At 70.0% G+C, this 17,435-nt stretch carries 11 protein-coding genes; 8 read left to right on the forward strand and 3 right to left on the reverse strand.

Annotated features, from left to right (window positions below):
• Window positions 1–21 precede the first annotated feature (21 nt).
• Complete coding sequence (locus ACIOHC_RS14295; protein ID WP_365690888.1) at window positions 22–501, forward strand: hypothetical protein; 480 nt, start codon at window positions 22–24, stop codon at window positions 499–501.
• Between the two features lie 60 nt (window positions 502–561).
• On the opposite strand, the gene ACIOHC_RS14300 is transcribed toward ACIOHC_RS14295, so the two are convergent.
• Window positions 562–1,458 carry a DUF4231 domain-containing protein gene (locus ACIOHC_RS14300; protein WP_401842988.1) on the reverse strand — a complete coding sequence of 299 codons (897 nt, stop codon included), beginning with the start codon at window positions 1,456–1,458 and terminating at the stop codon, window positions 562–564.
• 321 nt (window positions 1,459–1,779) lie between these two features.
• Here ACIOHC_RS14300 and ACIOHC_RS14305 point away from each other — a divergent pair, with 321 nt between their 5' ends.
• From ACIOHC_RS14305 to fxsT, 5 genes are all read left to right on the forward strand, one after another.
• A complete protein-coding gene (locus ACIOHC_RS14305) occupies window positions 1,780–2,424 on the forward strand; it encodes a hypothetical protein (RefSeq protein ID WP_351074799.1) in 645 nt (214 codons plus the stop codon).
• 274 nt (window positions 2,425–2,698) lie between these two features.
• Window positions 2,699–2,872: an FxSxx-COOH cyclophane-containing RiPP peptide gene (fxsA, locus tag ACIOHC_RS14310; protein WP_351074801.1), complete on the forward strand. Its 174-nt coding sequence runs from the start codon at window positions 2,699–2,701 to the stop codon at window positions 2,870–2,872.
• Between the two features lie 30 nt (window positions 2,873–2,902).
• Window positions 2,903–5,137 (forward strand): radical SAM/SPASM protein FxsBH, inactivated beta-hydroxylase extension form, encoded by a 2,235-nt coding sequence (gene fxsBH, locus ACIOHC_RS14315; protein ID WP_401842877.1) that lies wholly within the window; start codon window positions 2,903–2,905, stop codon window positions 5,135–5,137.
• A gap of 210 nt (window positions 5,138–5,347) precedes the next feature.
• Complete coding sequence (gene fsxC, locus ACIOHC_RS14320) at window positions 5,348–6,703, forward strand: FxsC protein (protein ID WP_365690943.1); 1,356 nt, start codon at window positions 5,348–5,350, stop codon at window positions 6,701–6,703.
• On the forward strand, window positions 6,687–10,622 hold the full coding sequence (gene fxsT, locus ACIOHC_RS14325; protein WP_351074805.1) for an FxSxx-COOH system tetratricopeptide repeat protein: 3,936 nt from the start codon (window positions 6,687–6,689) through the stop codon (window positions 10,620–10,622). Before fsxC ends, fxsT begins: the two co-directional genes overlap by 17 nt.
• Window positions 10,623–10,672: 50 nt before the next feature.
• Here the strand turns inward: fxsT and ACIOHC_RS14330 are convergent, their stop codons facing one another.
• Window positions 10,673–11,551 carry an alpha/beta fold hydrolase gene (locus ACIOHC_RS14330; protein WP_351074806.1) on the reverse strand — a complete coding sequence of 293 codons (879 nt, stop codon included), beginning with the start codon at window positions 11,549–11,551 and terminating at the stop codon, window positions 10,673–10,675.
• 146 nt (window positions 11,552–11,697) lie between these two features.
• A complete protein-coding gene (locus tag ACIOHC_RS14335) occupies window positions 11,698–12,732 on the reverse strand; it encodes a DUF3533 domain-containing protein (protein ID WP_351074807.1) in 1,035 nt (344 codons plus the stop codon).
• A 130-nt stretch (window positions 12,733–12,862) separates the two neighbouring features.
• On the opposite strand from ACIOHC_RS14335, the gene ACIOHC_RS14340 reads away from it, so the two are divergent.
• Window positions 12,863–16,411, forward strand: coding sequence for a DNA polymerase III subunit alpha (locus ACIOHC_RS14340; protein WP_401842879.1), 3,549 nt, complete (start codon window positions 12,863–12,865; stop codon window positions 16,409–16,411).
• Window positions 16,408–17,427 carry a DNA polymerase thumb domain-containing protein gene (locus tag ACIOHC_RS14345; protein ID WP_365690896.1) on the forward strand — a complete coding sequence of 340 codons (1,020 nt, stop codon included), beginning with the start codon at window positions 16,408–16,410 and terminating at the stop codon, window positions 17,425–17,427. The genes ACIOHC_RS14340 and ACIOHC_RS14345 overlap by 4 nt, the downstream gene beginning before the upstream one ends.
• Window positions 17,428–17,435 lie beyond the last annotated feature (8 nt).

Below are 17,435 nucleotides of genomic sequence, written 5' to 3' on the forward strand. Positions count from 1 at the left end.
ACTTCAGGGGGTTCCAGGTCCGTGAAACGCATCGGAGTGACCGGCCACCGCAGCATTCCGCGGGAGGCCCATGCCCATGTGCTGTCCGGGTTACGGGCCGCGCTCTGCGGCCTCGAAGGGTCCTTGGAGGCCCTCTCCAGCCTCGCGGTGGGAGCCGACCAGCTCTTCGCCGACCTCGCCCTGGCCTGTGGCGCGGATCTGACCGTGGTCATCCCCAGCGGCGACTACGAATCCTGTTTCGCCGACGCTGCCGAACTCGCCCGCTACCGGTACCTCAAGGGCCGGGCGGCCCGGGAGGTCCGGATGGGCTACCCGCACTCGACCGACGAGGCGTACTTCGCGGCCGGCGCGTACATCGCCGACCACTGCGACCGGCTGCTCGCCGTGTGGGACGGAAGGCCGGCCCGCGGCCTCGGCGGCACGGGTGACATCGTGACGTACGCCCGCAGCCTCGGCCGCCCGGTCACCGTCATCTGGCGCGAGGGCGTGGAGCGCGGCTGACGGGTGTGCGCGGCCGTCCTCGTGCACCGCCGCGCATCGCGCCAATGATCCGAGATACCGTCACATCTGGTGTCTGGCAAGCCAGTCGGTGTGTTGAGGAGAGACGATGCGCTCGGTCTCGAACACCGCCCGCGGCCACTGGCGTTCGGTCAGTGTGGTCTCCATCGCCACCTGCATCGACTCCAGATCCTGCTCTACCAGTGAGTGGGCCGAGATCAGCGGGTGATGGCGGCGCATCTCGCTCCATGCCAGACAGGCCGCCGCCGCGGCCGACAAGACCCCGGTCAGGGCGAAGGACTGGGCGGCGGAGACCGTCCTCACCAGGGCGAACACCAGGGCGAGCGCCGTCAGTACGGCAATGGTCGTCGACCAGACCAGCGTGGCTCGCCGGGAAACCTCCTGGCGCCTGCGGTACCAACTGCGCTGCTCTATCAGCCGATCCCGCACGTACGTCTCCTTGCGTACGGTGAACGCCTTGTTGCGCAACTCGCGCATGGATTCCGTGATCAGGCCGCCCGAGTCCGCGGTCAGGTCGCGGGGGTCTGCCCACCCCACCTTCCGGAGCTCCTGGAGCCCCTCTTCGAGACGGTTCGCGAACACCGCCTCGGGGTGCTGGGTGTGGGTGTCGAAAGGTGAGCCGTGCACCGCGTAGCGCCAGCACATCGACTTGATGAACTCCGCCGCCGAGCGGTTGAGTTGCCAATGCGACTTTGCTTTGCGCCGGGCGGAGAGGTACGTCGTGACCAGGACACCCACATAGGCCAACACACTGACGGCGTCGACGAGTTGAAAAGTGCCACCCAGTTCCACGTGCCAGGGGAGCGCCGCCGGGACCGTGCCGACGACCAGCAGGATCAGCTGGATCCGGGTGGTGTTCACGGCCTCCCGCTGACGGGAGATGGCGATCGCGTCCGTGTGGTGGAAGAGCTCCGGCAGATCGGCGTTCCTGAACACCATGCTCTGGAGCGGTCCGGGAATCGCCGTCATGTTCACTCCCGTCTGCGTCGTGGGGGCATGAGCGTAGGCGTGTGCCATCGGACACTGCAACGACATCGGCTGCATCAGCGGTTGTTTTCGGTCCCGTGGATGCCCTCTCGTGCGATCCGGAGCGTTATGAGACCGTGGTGCAACAGGCAGTGTTCTCAGGTGAGTTGGCGATAGAAGCGCATGCATCTGTCGGTGCTCGTCAACATGCGGGGGGAGACGGGGATGACGCAGGCGGTCCGGGATGGCAGGGCTTTGTTGTCCGACGCACAGCGCCGGATCCGTCGGAGTCCCTTGTTGTTCACTGCGCCGCTGATCTTCCTCGTGCTGCTGTCCGCCGTGCTGATCTGGGAGATGACCCGTGCCAACGTGACCGCTGAAACGCGGACCGAGTGGCCGTGGCGTCTGCAACTGATCGCCCCGGAGGCGCTGGGGAGTCTGCTGGCTGTCGCGGCGGGGGCCGTGCTGGCCCGGGCGCAATACGCCCGCACTGTGAGTCCCTACCTGGGGTGGCGGGGGGCCTGGGTGAAGGGGCAACTCACCGAGAATGCGTCTGCCTGGCGCGTCGGAATACTCAATGGGGGTCAGCATCTCGCCGTCGTCGAGTCCTGGGACTGCAGGGTGGTGATGAAGGGCGCGCGGGACCTCGCGGACGCACCGTGGGGCAGCGTCCGTTCCGCCGCCGCCGAACTGACCGATGCCGGACTGGTCGACGGGGAGGACTTCCGGCTCATCGCTTTCGGAGCCGGCTTCCCCCTGGTGGCGGCCGGGGGAGGCTACGAGACCGTGCTGGTGGGTGCGTTCTCGGAGAACTTCGTCGCGCGAGTCCAGTCCCTGTACGTGCGCGCCAGGATCACGGATGTCGTGGGCGACACCCACGAACGGATCATGGACTGCATGAAGGGCATCGGTGCCACCGGGGACCGGACGGCCGGATGAGCGCCGCGCCGCTGGTGGCGGCCACGTCGCCGGGCGGTGTTCTACGGCCGGTGGGTTGTCTCATTCACCGACCTCACCTGCGGTTTTCCGTCACTTTCCGGAGGGTTCGAGGTTTCCGGTCCGTTACGGATGAGCAGCTCGATATGCCACTCGTGTGACGAGTGGATCTCCGCGGTTGCCAAGCGGGTTGAGGGGAGTAAAGTCGTTCCGCCAGGCACTGTGGTTGTACAGAGACTGGCTGCTCTGTTCATGATCCGGAACGCTCCCCTCAAGGATGGCCGTGAAGACCTCTGAATCACCTCGTGCCTTCGCTGTTGCGAAGAAGGGCCGCGTGTCGCTCACCGAGATCGACACTCGCGGTGCAGAAGCCACCAGGAAGCTCGGCCGAGTGGTTTCGGCCTCGACTGATCGCCACACCCAGGCGTCGACTTTCAGTTCCGCTCTCTGAGTTGCCCCGCATGCTGGCTAGACTGAGGGAATGACAGGACCCCTGGTCCCATTCCGCGAAATTGTGCTAAAAGTGCACAGCAGGTGCGATCTTGCCTGCGATCATTGCTACGTCTATGAACATGCAGATCAGAGTTGGCGTACCCGCCCTAAGACAATCTCTGACGAAGTCATCTTCCGGACAGCTCAGCGCTTGGCCGAGCATGCCGCAGCGCATGCACTGCCCTCCGTGTCAGTGATCCTGCACGGAGGGGAGCCTCTACTGGCAGGCCCCGCCCGACTGCGGCGCGTCTGCGAGGAGCTCACCTCCGCCTTCGAAGGCGTCGCGGAGCTCGACCTCCGCGTCCACACCAATGGACTCCAGCTCAGCCCGCGCTATCTGGACCTCTTCGACGAGTTCGACGTCAAGGTCGGGATCTCCCTCGACGGCGACCGGGCCGCCAACGACCGGCACCGCCGCTACGCCGACGGGCGCAGCAGCCATCCCCTGGTCCTCAAGGCCGTCGAGCTGCTCCGGCAGGAGCGCTACAGCCATCTCAACCTCGGGCTCCTGTGCACCGTCGACATCGAGAACGACCCGCACGCGGTCCTCGACGCGCTCACGGAGCTCGAACCGCCGCTCATCGACTTCCTGCTTCCGCATGCCACCTGGGACGAGCCGCCGCCCCGTCCGGGCGGATCGCCCACCGCCTACGCCGACTGGCTCCTCGCGGTCTTCGACCGCTGGCAGGAGCAGGGTCGCCCGGTGCCGGTCCGGCTCTTCTCCTCGGTCCTGTCCACTCTGAACGGCGGCCCCAGCCTCACCGAGTCCCTGGGCCTGGCCCCCACCGACCTCGTCGTCGTGGAGACCGACGGTCAGCTGGAACAGGTCGACTCGCTCAAGAGCGCCTATGAGGGTGCGGCGGCCACCGGATTCGACGTCTTCACCCACACCTTCGACGAGGTCGCGGCCCATCCCGGCGTGCGGGCCCGGCAGCTCGGACTGGCCGGTGTCAGCGAGACCTGCCGCCGATGCCCGGTCGTCCGCTCGTGCGGAGGTGGTCTCTACACCCACCGGTACCGCTCCGAGGGGCCGTCCGGCGCATTCGACAACCCGTCCGTGTACTGCGCCGATCTGGCCGCCCTGGTGCGCGGTATCGAGGCACGCACGGCGGCGGCCCTCGTCGCGACCGCGGTGACCGAGCCCGTCGAGCTGCTCGCCGCCCAGCTGGACCTCACCCGCACCCTGCTCGCCCGCCTGAACGCCGACATCGCAGGGAGCGGCGGCGAGCGGTGGGCAGAGGCCTGGGAGCTGGCCACCATCATCGAGGAGTCGGAGGAGGGTGCCCGCGGTCTGGACGAGGTGCTGGCCCATCCCTACACCCGCAGCTGGCTGCTCTCCGCCCTGGAGCGGGTCCACGAACGGCCCGGGGCCGTGCGGGTGGCGGGGGAGATGTCGGCGTACCTCGCGGCCGCGGTCGTACGGGCCGGCCTCGATCTGTCCGTACCGGTGACCTTCTCGGGCGGCAGGATCTTCCTGCCCGGCCTGGGCGAGTTGCGGATCGCGGGAGAGGCGGAGCACGGCACGGCACACGTCCGGGCCACCGAGGACGGCTTCGTGGTCCGGCGGGAAGGGGGTGACGCGGCCGAACGGCGGGTTGACCGGCCGGAGGCGGCCGGTCCCGGCTGGCGGCCCTTGCGCAGGGTCGCGACGCCCGGCTCCTCGCCCGGCCTCGTGCTCGACGACCTCGATCCGTACCGCTCCTGCTTCGACGCACCCGCCGCGGACCGTCTCGACGACCGGAGCACCGCCGACCTGGGGGCCAGGATCGGCGAGGCCTGGAAGCTGATCGAGGCGAAGGCGCCCGGACGCACCGGGGAGATGGCGGGCCGTCTCACCACCCTCACTCCGCTGGCCCGTCCGGCCCCGGCGGAGCCCGCCGTCGGGCGGCACGGTTACGGCGCGCTGGGGATCTCTCCGGACGGCAGCGCGGAGGATCTGGCGTTCGCACTGCTGCGGGGCTTCCGCAGGGCCGAATTGCGGGCGCTGCTCGATGTCACGGATCTTTACGCGGCGGACGGCTCCTGGGACCATCGGACGCCTTGGCAGGAAGAACCAGTTCCGTTTTCCCGGCTGCTGGCCGACACCTACGAGCGAATGGCATGGGGAGCTTTCGAACCCCGCCATCTGGAGGGCGTACCACAGGCCCTCGACACGCTTGAGAGCGCCGCCGAACTGACCGTCAGCGGAAAACGGCTGGTGGATCTGATGCGAAAGGAGATCTGAGGCCCTTATTCCGCTTCGACCGGGTCGCCGGTGCACACAGGACAACTGGGAAGAACGGTCGCAGACCATATTCGATCAAGAAATTGATCGACTGAATCCGGGAACGTATGACTGAAAACCGGCGTTGAATGACCGAACATCATGGGGATGGAGCAACGTCCGCTCCGGAATGATGAATTCGCTCGCATTCACTTCACTCCTCGGGTGCGGGTGCTCACACAGGACGGGGGTCGTGTGCACGCAACAACGCAGCAGCGAGCGGCGGACCATCGGCCGTACTTCTTCTTGAGTTATGCGCATACACCGGGGTACGGCGGTGGAACGGACCCCGATATGTGGGTCGAGCGGCTCTTCCAGGATCTCTGTGGCCATGTGATGGCCATGACCGATCTGCCCGCCGGTGCGCCCGCCGGGTTCATCGACCGCGAGATACGGTCCGGCGAGGGCTGGTCGGAGCGGCTCGGCGAGGTGCTCGCCACCTGCCGGGTATTCGTACCGCTGTTCTCGCCGCGTTACTTCGCCAGCGAGATGTGCGGCAAGGAGTGGTACGCCTTCGCGCAGCGCGCCATTCACTACCGGGCCCGCTCCAATCAGCCGGCCGAGGCGATCGTCCCGGCGCTCTGGGTGCCGGTGCCGCCGAGTCAACTCCCGGGCCCCGCCGAGCGGTTACAGTTCAACCACCGTGACTTCGGGGACCGATACGTCAGCGACGGACTCTACGGACTGATCAAACTCAGGCTCTTCGCCGAGGAATACGAGCGCGCGGTGTACGAACTCGCCAAGCGCATAGTCAATGTCGCGGACACCATCAGGATCGGCACCGGCCGTCCCGTCGACTACCGGCTGGCGCCCAGCGCCTTCGGCCCGCCGAACAGCGGGGTCGGCGGCCCCCGCCCCATGCAGGTGACCATCGCGGCCCCCACCCGGCACGATCTGCCCGAAGGGCGCAACGCCGATTACTACGGCGACAATCCGCAGGACTGGAACCCCTACCACCCGGCCGCCGCGCGCCCCCTGGCCTATGTCGCCGAGGACCTGGTGCGCTCCCTCAACTACCAGGCCACGATCTCCTCCTTCGACGAGGAGTCGGGGCACCCGGAGGGCAAGCAACCGCCCAGCAGGCCGGAGATCCTGCTCGTCGACCGCTGGGCCCTGCAGGACGAGGACCGGCGCCGGCGGCTCGCCGCCTTCGACGCCGAGAACCGTCCCTGGGTGACGATGGTCGTGCCGTGGAACCGCGAGGACCACGAGAGCCGGGCGGCCGAGGCCGAGCTGACCGAGAAGCTCGAACAGACCATGCCGACCAAGATGCGCCAGGGGCGGGCCTACTGCCGGGTCGCCGCCAAGGGCATACCCAGCATGGATGCCTTCGGACAGATCCTGCCGCAGGTGGTCGAGGCGGCGGCCCAGCAGTATCTGAGACACGCGGCGGTCTACCCACCCGCCACCGGAGGCGGACACACCGAACGGACACGGTTGATGGGGCCGATGGCGCAGACGCACTACATCCCCGAGACACACGACCCTGCGACGGATGCGGAGGACACGGATGACGGCCAGTCGTGACGGGCGCATCGTCACCTTCTACTCGTACAAGGGCGGCACCGGGCGCACCATGGCCCTGGCCAACACCGCCTGGATACTCGCCGCCAACGGAAAGCGGGTACTGGCCGTCGACTGGGACCTGGAGGCACCGGGGCTCCACCGGTTCTTCCACCCGTTCCTCGACCCGTCGACACTCGGCGCCACCACCGGCGTCATCGATCTGATCACCGAGTACGCGTGGGCAGCGACCAGCCCCGTCCAGCGCGCCGACGACTGGCACCGCGACTACGCCCGCATCCAGCCGCACGCCGTGTCCCTCACGCCCGAGGCGCTCGGCTGGGAGTTCCCGCACGGCGGCACCCTCGACTTCGTCTCCGCCGGACGACAGAACCGCGAATACTCCGCGACCGTCTCCACCTTCGACTGGGACAACTTCTACGACCGGCTCGGCGGCGGTCACTTCTTCGACGCCCTGCGCGACGACATGAAGGCCAACTACGACTACGTCCTGATCGACAGCCGGACCGGCCTCAGCGACATCGCCGACATCTGCACCGTCCACCTGCCCGACGTCCTCGTCGACTGCTTCACCCTCAGCGACCAGTCCATCGACGGCGCCGCCTCGGTCGCCCGGCAGATCTCCGAGCGCTACACCGGACGCCCCATCTCCATCTTCCCCGTCCCGATGCGCATCGACGAGGGCGAGAAGGAGAAGGCCGATGCCGGGCGGGCGCTGGCCCGGCTGAAGTTCGACCGGCTGCCGCGCGACCTGTCCGGCGACGAACTCACCGCCTACTGGGGCGCGGTGGAGATTCCCTACCGCCCCTACTACGCGTACGAGGAGACCCTCGCCACCTTCGGCGACGAGGCCGGGCTCACCAACTCGCTGCTCTCGGCCTTCGAGCGGCTCACCTCCGTCATCACCGACCAGCAGATCACCTCGATGCCACCGGTCGGCGAAGAGGTGCGGCTGCGCATCCGTGACGCGTTCACGCGGCGCAGGCCCGCCCTGCCCGCCGATCTCTTCCTCAGCTATGTGGCGGAGAACCGGATGTGGGCCGACTGGATCGAATCCGTGCTCACCCGGGCCGGGTTCCGTGTCGTACCGCGCGATGTGTCCGCCGAGCAGGAGGCCGCGGAACCGCCCGCCGTCGCCACCGAGAACGCCACCCGTACCGTGGTGCTGCTCTCCAGCGCCTACCTCAAGTCGCAGCGTGCGGTGAACCTCTGGGACCGGGCCGTGGCGGAGGACCCCGGCGGTGGCCGACGCCATCTGCTGCCGCTCAGGGTCGGTGACGTGCGGCTGTCCGCGCCCTACATCGACCGCAACCCCGTCGATCTCTTCCGGCTCGACGAGGTGCATGCCACCGCCGCCCTGCTGCGCGCCCTGGACCGGCCCGTACAGCTCACCGACGGCGTGTCGCCCGGACCACGGTTCCCCGGTACCGTCCCCAGGATCTGGAACGCGCCGCCGCGCAACCCCGGCTTCACCGGCCGTTCCCTGGTCCTGGAACGGATGCGTGACCAGCTCGGCGGCGGCATGGCCGTCGTACTGCCCCAGCCGCAGACCCTGTACGGACTCGGCGGCGTCGGCAAGACCCAGGTCGCCCTGGAGTACGTGCACCGCTTCATGGCGGACTACGACCTGGTCTGGTGGATATCGTCCGAGCAGACCGACGACGTGGTGGCCTCTCTCGCCGAGCTGGCCGTGCGGCTCGGCGCCCAGGGCGGCGACGACATGGCTGCCGCCTCCCAGGAGGCCGTGGACCTGCTGCGGCGCGGTGTGCCCTCGGACCGCTGGCTGCTGGTCTTCGACAACGCCGACGACCCCGAGCGGCTCAGGCGCTACTTCCCGCAGGGCGGTTCCGGGCACATCCTCGTCACCTCCCGGAACCAGGCCTGGTCCCAGCACGGCGACGCCCTGCCCGTCGACGTCTTCCTGCGCGAGGAGTCCATCGAACACCTTCAGCGCCGGGCCCCGGGGCTGAGCGACGAGGACGCCGCCCAGGTGGCCACCGCGGTCGGTGACCTGCCCCTCGCCGTCGAACAGGCGGCGGCCTGGATCGCGGAGACCGCCACCCCGATCGACACCTATCTCGAACAGCTGGCGCAGCAGGCCCCCGAGGTCCTGGCGCTCAACCAGCCGGCCGGCTACCCGGAGCCGGTCGCCGCGACCTGGAACATCTCCATCCAACGGCTCAAGGAGCGTTCCCCCGCCGCGGTGCGGCTGCTCCAGCTCTGTGCCTTCTTCGCTCCCGAGCCGATCTCGGGGAATCTCCTCTACAGCAAGGAGATGATCGAGGCGCTGAAGCCGTACGACGCCTCGCTCCAGGAGAAGCTGGTGCTGGGCCGGGTCATCCGGGAGATCGGCCGGTTCGCCCTCGCCAAGGTCGACCAGGTCTCCAACTCCATCCAGGTGCACCGGCTCGTCCAGGCCGTCATCCGGGCGCAGCTCAGCGAGCAGGAGCAGCGGGACGCCCGGCACGCCGTCCACCGTATTCTGGCCGGCGCCCGGCCCGACGACGACGAGCCGATCGACAACCCCTCGACCTGGCCGCAGTTCGCCACCATCTGGCCGCACCTCGGTCCGTCCGACGCACGCAACTGCAAGGAGCCCGAGGCCCGCAGACTGCTGATCGACCGGGTCCGCTACCTCTGGAAGCGAGGCGACTTCAGGACCGCCGCCACGCTCTGCGAGGAGCTGCGCGCCATCTGGAAGGAGACGCTGGGGGAGCGGGACATCCAGTACCTCTACCTCTGCTTCCATCTCTCCAACATCTACCGCTCGCGCGGCCGTTACGTGGAGGCGAGGGAACTCGACGAGATCACCCTGGCGACGCAGCGGGAGGTCCTGGGCCCGGAGCATCCGCACACGTACATGAGTACCAGCAGCCTGGCGACGGACCTCGGCACGCTCGGCGAGTACACCAGGGCGATCGAGCTGGCGACCGAAGCCACCGACGGGTTCAACCAGATCTTCCACGATTCCCACCCCAGGACCCTGGCGGCGGCCAACAACCTGGCGTTCACCCTGCGGTCGATCGGGCAGTACGCCAGGGCCAGGGAGATCGACCAGGACGTCTTCGACCGCCGGGTCGAGGTGCTCGGTGCGGAGCACCCCTACAGCCTCTCCTCGGCCATGAACCTGGCCCGCGACCTGCGTGACGTCGGGCGGTACGAGGATTCCGTCGGCATCCTCAGCCGTACGTACGACAGCTACAAGGCCACGCTCGGCCGGGCCTTCCCCGGCACGCTGAGCGCGGCGAAGAGCCTGGCGGTGTCGCTGCGCCGGGCGGGCAGGCTGGAGGACGCCCGCAGGCTCACGGTGGCCACCCGGGCCCGGTACCGGGCCAAGTACACCGCCGCCAACCCGGAATGGCTCGCCTGTGACCTCAACCTGGCGGCGGACCTGTACGCGGCGGGTGAGGCGACCGAGGCCAGGGACACGGCCCAGGAGGTCGTCGACCAGTACATGAAGGTGCCGGGCGAGAAGCACCCGTACACCCTCGCCGCCCTGAACAACCTCGCCGTCTACCAACTGGGCGTCGGCGCGGTGGAGGAGTCGGAGCGGGTGCTGACCCGGGTGGTCGCGTCGATGCGGGAGGTGTACGGGCAGGAGCACCCCAACACCCTGTTCTGCGTCATGAACCTGGCCAACGCGACGGCCGAACAGGGCGACCTCGGCATCGTGCTGGAGACCGAACGGAAGGTGGCAGGACAGCTCAGGCGCGTCCTCGGGGCGCACCATCCCGAGACCCTGGCCATGATGTCCAACATGGCGGTCACGCTCGATGCGTTGGGCCGCAAGGACGAGGCGTTGCGGCTGCGGGCGGAGACGGGGGACGAGCTCGCCAGGCAGCTCGGCGACGACCACCCGATGACCCGGATCGCCCGGAACGAGAACCGGTTCGAGCGCGAGCTGGAGCCGATGCAGGTCTGAGGGGGCGGGAGCGTCCGGCCGTCACCGGACGCTCCCGTTTCTCCCGGGACTCACCTGACAGCAGCGGGGTCCAGCAGCCAGTTGAGGATGTCGGGCAGGGCGTGCAGCGCGTCGAAGTGCGCGGCCGCCGGCTCCACCACGACGGTGGAGTTCGGGATGCGCCCGGCCAGCCAGCGGGAGTGACCCACCGGCGAGAACACGTCCTTCTCGCCGTGCCACAGCAGCACCGGACCCGTGATGTCCGCGGGGTCGAAGCCCCAGGGCCGGCTGAACGCGAGCGCGTCGTCGATCCATCCCCATGCCGAAGTGCGCAGACCCTCACGGTAGTTGCGCAGCAGCATGGTGCGGACGCCGGCGTCGTTGACCACCATCCGGTCGGAGTCGGTCAGCTCCCGGCGCAGGTCGTCGATGAGCCGGACCGGATTCTTCCTGATCACCGCGGACCGTGAGATGAACGACTCCGCGAGCTCGTCCGGATCGGCCGCCGCGGTGGAGTACGCGAGCACATTCGAGGCGGCCATCCCGTCGAACCAGTCGAGCCCGTCGGCGCCCCAGGGGGCCAGTCCGACCAGCGCGGCGGTACGGGTCACCCGCTCCGGCATCAGCGCTGCGCAGGCCAGGGCGTGCGGGGCACCACCGGACCGGCCCACCACGGCGAACCGGTCCAGCCCGAGATGGTCGGCGATGGCCCGTACGTCCTGGACGGCGTCGGCGACACAGCGGCCCGGCAGCCGGTCGGATTCGCCGTATCCCGGCCGGTCGTAGGTGATCAGCTGTGTCTTGCGCTGGTACAGCACCATGCCGCGCGGAGCAGGCCCGAGCCTGCTGCCGGGCATTCCGTGCAGGAGGAAGACCGGTCTGCCACGGGGATCACCGAGACGCTCCACCACCAGATGCCGCCCGTCCGTTGCGCGCACCCGACTACGCACTCCGTGCCTCCTCCGTATGGTGCGGACACGGTGTGTCCGACTTTTCCCGCCCAAGTCGATGATGGCCCATCAGAGCACTTAACGGGACGGTGCGTTGGGAAACCGTGGAGGACTTCGGGGGCGCGTTCGATCGCCCGGCCGGAGGGTCAGTCGACCGTCGAGCCGAACGGTGGGCGGGCGGCGGCATCATCCGGTCCGCGGCGCATGGAGAGCAGGAGCGTGACGAGTGTGCCCGCCGCCGCCCACGCGGACAGCACCAGCAATGGTCCGGTGACCGCGTTGCCCTTGAAGTACGCGATCGAGCGGGCCACCCAGGTGCCCGCCCCGGGTGGCAGTGCGGGGCCGATCGTGCGCCAGAAGTCCGGGAGCATCGGCAGCGGGAAGGCGCCGCCGGCGCTCGGGTTGCCCGCGATCACCACGATCAGGACGGCCAGCCCGATGCCGACGATGCCGGTGAGGGCCTGCAGGGCGAGGGTGAGCATGCCGACCGCGAAGACGGTCAGCGCACCCAGTCCCGACAGGCCCCAGAAGCTTCCGGGCAGGGCGCCGAGGACCGGGCCGATGATGATCGCGCCGCCGATCCCGCCCACGACGGAGTACAGCGCCATGACGCCGGTCCGGATCAGCGCGCGCTGCGGGTTGGCGGGTTTGGATCCGGCGCTGATCGCCAGGATCGAGGCGCAGAGGTAGCCGCCCACGCACCAGCCCACGACCAGGTAGAAGGACGAGATTCCGTTGAAGTCCTGGTCGGAGGCGGGGGCCAGGTCCACGGTCCGCACGGTGCGCTGCCGGGCCAGGTCCACCTTCGTGAGGGTTCGCGTCAGGGTGTCGGCCATGGCGGTGCCCCCGCCGGAGGCGACGAGGACGGTGTCGGTGGTGCCGGTGGGACTGACGATCAGGGCGCCGTCGATCTCGCGGTTCAGGATCTGTTCGCGGGCCGTGGCCGCGTCGGCGACCGTACGGGGGTCCAGCGGGCCGCCCGGGAGATTCTTCAGTTCGGTGAGGAGTCGCGCGGACATCTGCCGGGGCGCGACGACCCCGAAGGGCACGTCCGTCGGCCTCGGCTTGTGCAGCGCCCCGACGTAGGACGCGATGAACAGCAGTTGCAGTCCGAGCACACCGATGACGAGCAGTGCGGCCCGTGGGGTGACGGCGTTCTTCACCTCGTCAGCGAAAGTCATGCCCCCCACGCTCCGGGGCGTCGGCCATTCGTGCAGGTGGGGCTGGGCCGAATGGCTGAGAGGGCCGACGGTCCGGGCCGGGTGAGGGTCCCGCCTTTCGAGTATCGTACGAATGTTCGAAACTTGGTCTATGGTGGAGAGCGAGGGGGGTGGTGAGTACGGATCGGTCCAGGAGGTGCGGGTGCCCGGGTTCACGCATCTGCACACCGTTTCCGGGTTCTCCCTGCGGTACGGGGCCTCGCACCCGGAGCGGCTGGCGGAGCGCGCCGCGGAGCGGGGGATGGGCGCCCTCGCGCTGACCGATCGCGACACGCTCGCGGGGGCGGTCCGCTTCGCCAAGGCCTGCGAGAGGGCCGGGGTGCGGCCGCTCTTCGGGGTGGAGCTCGCGGTGGGTCCCGCGGCGGCGGAGCATACGAGAGGCGACGGGCGTACGCATCGGCTGCGTCCCCCGGTCCGCGGCGGTGCCTTTGTCGATGAATCCGCACCCCGGGTCACCTTCCTCGCCCGGGACGGTGCGCGGGGCTGGGCGGAACTGTGCCGGCTCGTCACCGCGGCCCACGCCTGCGCACCCGACGGCGCCGGTGCCGGGCAGCCTCTGGTCGACCGGTCCGAGCTGCCCGCCGAAGGGCTCACCGTGCTGCTCGGCCCCGCCTCCGACGTCGGCAGGGCACTGGCCGCCGGCCGCCCGGACCGGGCCGCCGCGCTGCTCGCCCCCTGGCGGGAGATCCACGGGGACGACCTGCGCCTCGAAGTCGTCCACCACGGACGCGCGGGCACCGGCCCCGGGTCGCTGCGGCTCGCCGCCCGTACCGTCGGCTTCGCCGCCGATCAGGGGGTACGGGCCGTACTGGCCAACGCCGTCCGGTACGCCGACCCCGGGCAGGGCCCGGTCGCCGATGTGCTCGACGCGGCCCGCGGGCTGGTCCCCGTCGACCCCCGCCGGGCCCCGCTCGACAGCGGCGAACGCTGGCTGAAGGATGCCCGGGCGATGGCGCGGACCGCCGAGCGGATCACCTCCGCCGCCGGGCTCGGCCGGGACGCCGGAGCGCGGCTGCTCGCGGAGACCCGGCACACCGCCGACGCCTGCGTCGTCGACCCCGAGGGCGACCTCGGCCTCGGTGCCGTCCACTTCCCCGAACCGCATCTCGTCGGCGCCGGTCGGCGCACCGCCCAACGGGTGCTGGCCTCCCGCGCCGCCGCCGGCATGGTGCTGCGCGGCTACGACCACAGGCGCGACTACTGGGAGCGGATGCATCAGGAGCTGGACATCATCGCCTATCACGGGTTCGCCTCCTATTTCCTGACGGTCGCTCAAGTGGTGGACGACGTCAGGGCGATGAGGATTCGGGTCGCCGCCCGGGGCTCAGGCGCGGGTTCCCTGGTCAACCATCTCCTCGGGATCGCGCACGCCGACCCGGTCGAGCACGGGCTGCTGATGGAGCGCTTCCTCTCCAAGCGCCGTGCCGTGCTGCCCGACATCGACATCGACGTCGAGTCCGCCCGCCGGCTCGATGTCTACCGCGCGATCATCGGGCGCTTCGGCACCGAGCGGGTCGCGACCGTCGCCATGCCCGAGACCTACCGGGTACGCCACGCCATCCGGGACGTCGGTGCCGCGCTCTCCATGAACCCGGCCGAGATCGACCGGCTCGCCAAGGCCTTCCCGCACATCCGGGCCCGCGACGCCCGCGCGGCCATGGCGGAGCTGCCCGAACTGCGTGAGGTGGCACGGGAGAAGGACCGGTACGGGCGGCTCTGGGAACTGGTGGAGGCGCTGGACGCCCTGCCGCGCGGCATCGCCATGCACCCGTGCGGGGTGCTCCTCTCGGACGCCTCCCTGCTGCGCCGGGCACCCGTCGTGCCCACCAGCGGCGAGGGCTTCCCGATGGTGCAGTTCGACAAGGAGGACGTGGAGGACCTGGGGCTGCTCAAGCTCGACGTGCTGGGTGTGCGGATGCAGTCGGCGATGGCGCACGCGGTCACGGAGGTCAAGAGGGTGTCGGGGCGGGACGTGGACCTGGACGCCGTACCGCCGGGCGATCCGGAGACGTACCGGCTGATCAGAAGCGCCGAGACGCTGGGCTGCTTCCAGATCGAGTCCCCCGGTCAGCGCGATCTGGTCGGCAGGCTCCAGCCCGCCGGCTTCCACGACCTGGTGGTCGACATCTCACTGTTCCGCCCCGGGCCGGTCGCCGCCGACATGGTGCGGCCGTTCATCGAGGCCCGGCACGGCCGGGCGCCCGTGCGCTACCCGCATCCCGATCTGGAGGGGCCGCTGCGGGAGACGTACGGCGTGGTCGTCTTCCACGAGCAGATCATCGAGATGGTCGACATCATGACCGGCTGCGGCCGGGACGAGGCCGACCGGGTGCGGCGAGGGCTCTCCGACCCCGGGTCACAGGGCCGGATCAAGGTGTGGTTCGCGCAGCGGGCGGCGGCGAAGAAGTACAGCGCCGAAGTGATCGCCCGGACCTGGGAGATCATCGAGGCGTTCGGCAGTTACGGCTTCTGCAAGGCGCACGCGGTCGCCTTCGCCGTACCGACGTACCAGTCGGCGTGGCTCAAGGCGCACCACCCGGCGGCCTTCTACGCCGGGCTGCTCACCCATGACCCGGGGATGTACCCGAAGCGATTGCTGCTCGCGGACGCCCGGCGGCGCGGGGTGCCGGTGCTGGGGTTGGATGTGAACCGGTCGGCGGCCACTCATCAAATCGAACTGGTGTCTGATGCTGAGGGAGGGAAGGGAGCCTGGGGAGTGCGGCTGGCGCTTTCGGACGTCCACGGCATCAGCGAGGCCGAGGTCGCCCGGATCGTGGCCGGGCAGCCCTACGCCTCGCTGCTGGACTTCTGGCAACGGGCCAGGCCGGGAAAGGCGGTGGCCGAACGGCTGGCCCAGGTGGGCGCGTTGGACGCGTTCGGCGCCAATCGGCGCGATCTGCTGCTGCATCTGTCCGAACTGCACCGCGCCCAGCGGGGCGCGGGTTCCGTCGCCACCGGTGCGCAGCTTCCGCTCGGCAACGGACACCGGACCGGCTCCATCGGGCTGCCCGACCTCAACGCGGCCGAACGGCTCAGCGCCGAGCTGGGCGTACTGAGCATGGACGTCTCCCGCCATCTGATGAGTGATCACCACGCGTTCCTGAAGGAGCTCGGCGCGGTCTCCGCCAAGCGGTTGCGCGAGGCGCGGCACGGGGAGACCGTGCTGGTCGCGGGCGCCAAGGCGGCCACCCAGACCCCGCCGGTCCGCTCCGGCCGCCGGGTCGTCTTCACCACCCTGGACGACGGTACGGGCCTGGTCGACCTGGCTTTCTTCGACGACAGCCATGCCGCCTGCGCGCACACCGTCTTCCACTCCTGGCTGTTGCTGGTGCGCGGAGTGGTGCAGCGGCGCGGACCGCGGAGCCTGAGCGTGGTCGGCGCGGCAGCCTGGAATCTGGCGGAGCTGGCCGAGTTGCGGCGCACCGGCGGACTGGACGCGGTCGCCGCCCGGTTGGCGGCTGAGCCCTCGTCCGAGGAGGACGCCCCCGAGGGGGCCGAGCCCGCTCCCGACGGCGACGGCCGGCGTATCCGGATGTCCACCGGATACGAGATGAACCCCTGGTCCGACCTCCAGCCGCCCGGCGAAGGCGTCGCCACCGGAAGGAAGTTGTGGCACCAGAGCCCGGGGAGCGCGGGATGAGTACGGCACACGACGAGCCAGGAATCCTGTACCTGCGGTTCCGCAGGATCGGCGGCGGCCCCCCGGACAGCGCCGGTTACGAGGGGCTGCTCGCCCTTCTCGGCGCGTTCACCCCGATGGTCGAGGCGGTCCCGCCCGACGGGGCGTTCGCCGATGTGCGCGGCGCGCTGCGCTACTTCGGGCGGGACGTGACGGGGCTGGCCGCGGTGATCCGGATCCGCGCGCTCGCCCTGCACGGTGTGGACTGCGCGATCGGGGCCGCGGAGAACCCGATGCTGGCCCGGATGGCGGCACGGCAGGCCGCGCCCGGAACGACCTTCGTGGTGCCCGGGGGAGAGGGGGCCGGGTTCCTCGCGGCCAAGCCGGCCGCGGCGCTGGACGGCGTCGGGGCGGCGACGGCCCGTGCCCTGTGCGGGTACGGACTCGATTCCGTCGGCCGGATCGCGGCGACCCCGCTCGGCACTCTGCAGCGGATCACCGGTGTGCGGACCGGTCGCGAACTGTGGGAGCGGGCGCGCGGCATCGACCGCACGAGGGTCGTTCCGGGCGCCGCCGCCCGGTCGATCGCCGCCGAACGCTCCTTCCCGCGTGACGAACTGGACCGGGAGCGGCAGCGCCACGCGCTCATGTCGCTCACCGAGGAGCTGGGGGCCAGGATGCGCGGGGACGGACAGGTGTGCCGGGGGCTGGCGGTCTCCGTGCGCCATGCCGACCGGACCGGCTACTCGACGCTGACCCGCAGCCGTACGCTCCGGGAGCCCACGGCCCACTCCGCGGCGCTCACCGAACTCGCGTACCGGATCCATGATTCGTTCGCTCTGCAGCGGGCCCGGGTGCGGGGGATCGCGCTGCGCGCGGAAGGGCTGATGGACGGCGAACGGGCCACGCACCAGCTGTCGTTCGACCCGGTGGACGAGCGGGCGCGCCGGATCGAGGCGGTGGCGGACCGGCTGCGGGCCAGGTTCGGCCCACAGGCCGTGATGCCGGGCCGGCTCGCGGGCCGATCGGCCTTCTGACGTCACCT

This window comes from Streptomyces sp. NPDC088252 (assembly GCF_044740965.1).
Lineage (GTDB): Bacteria > Actinomycetota > Actinomycetes > Streptomycetales > Streptomycetaceae > Streptomyces.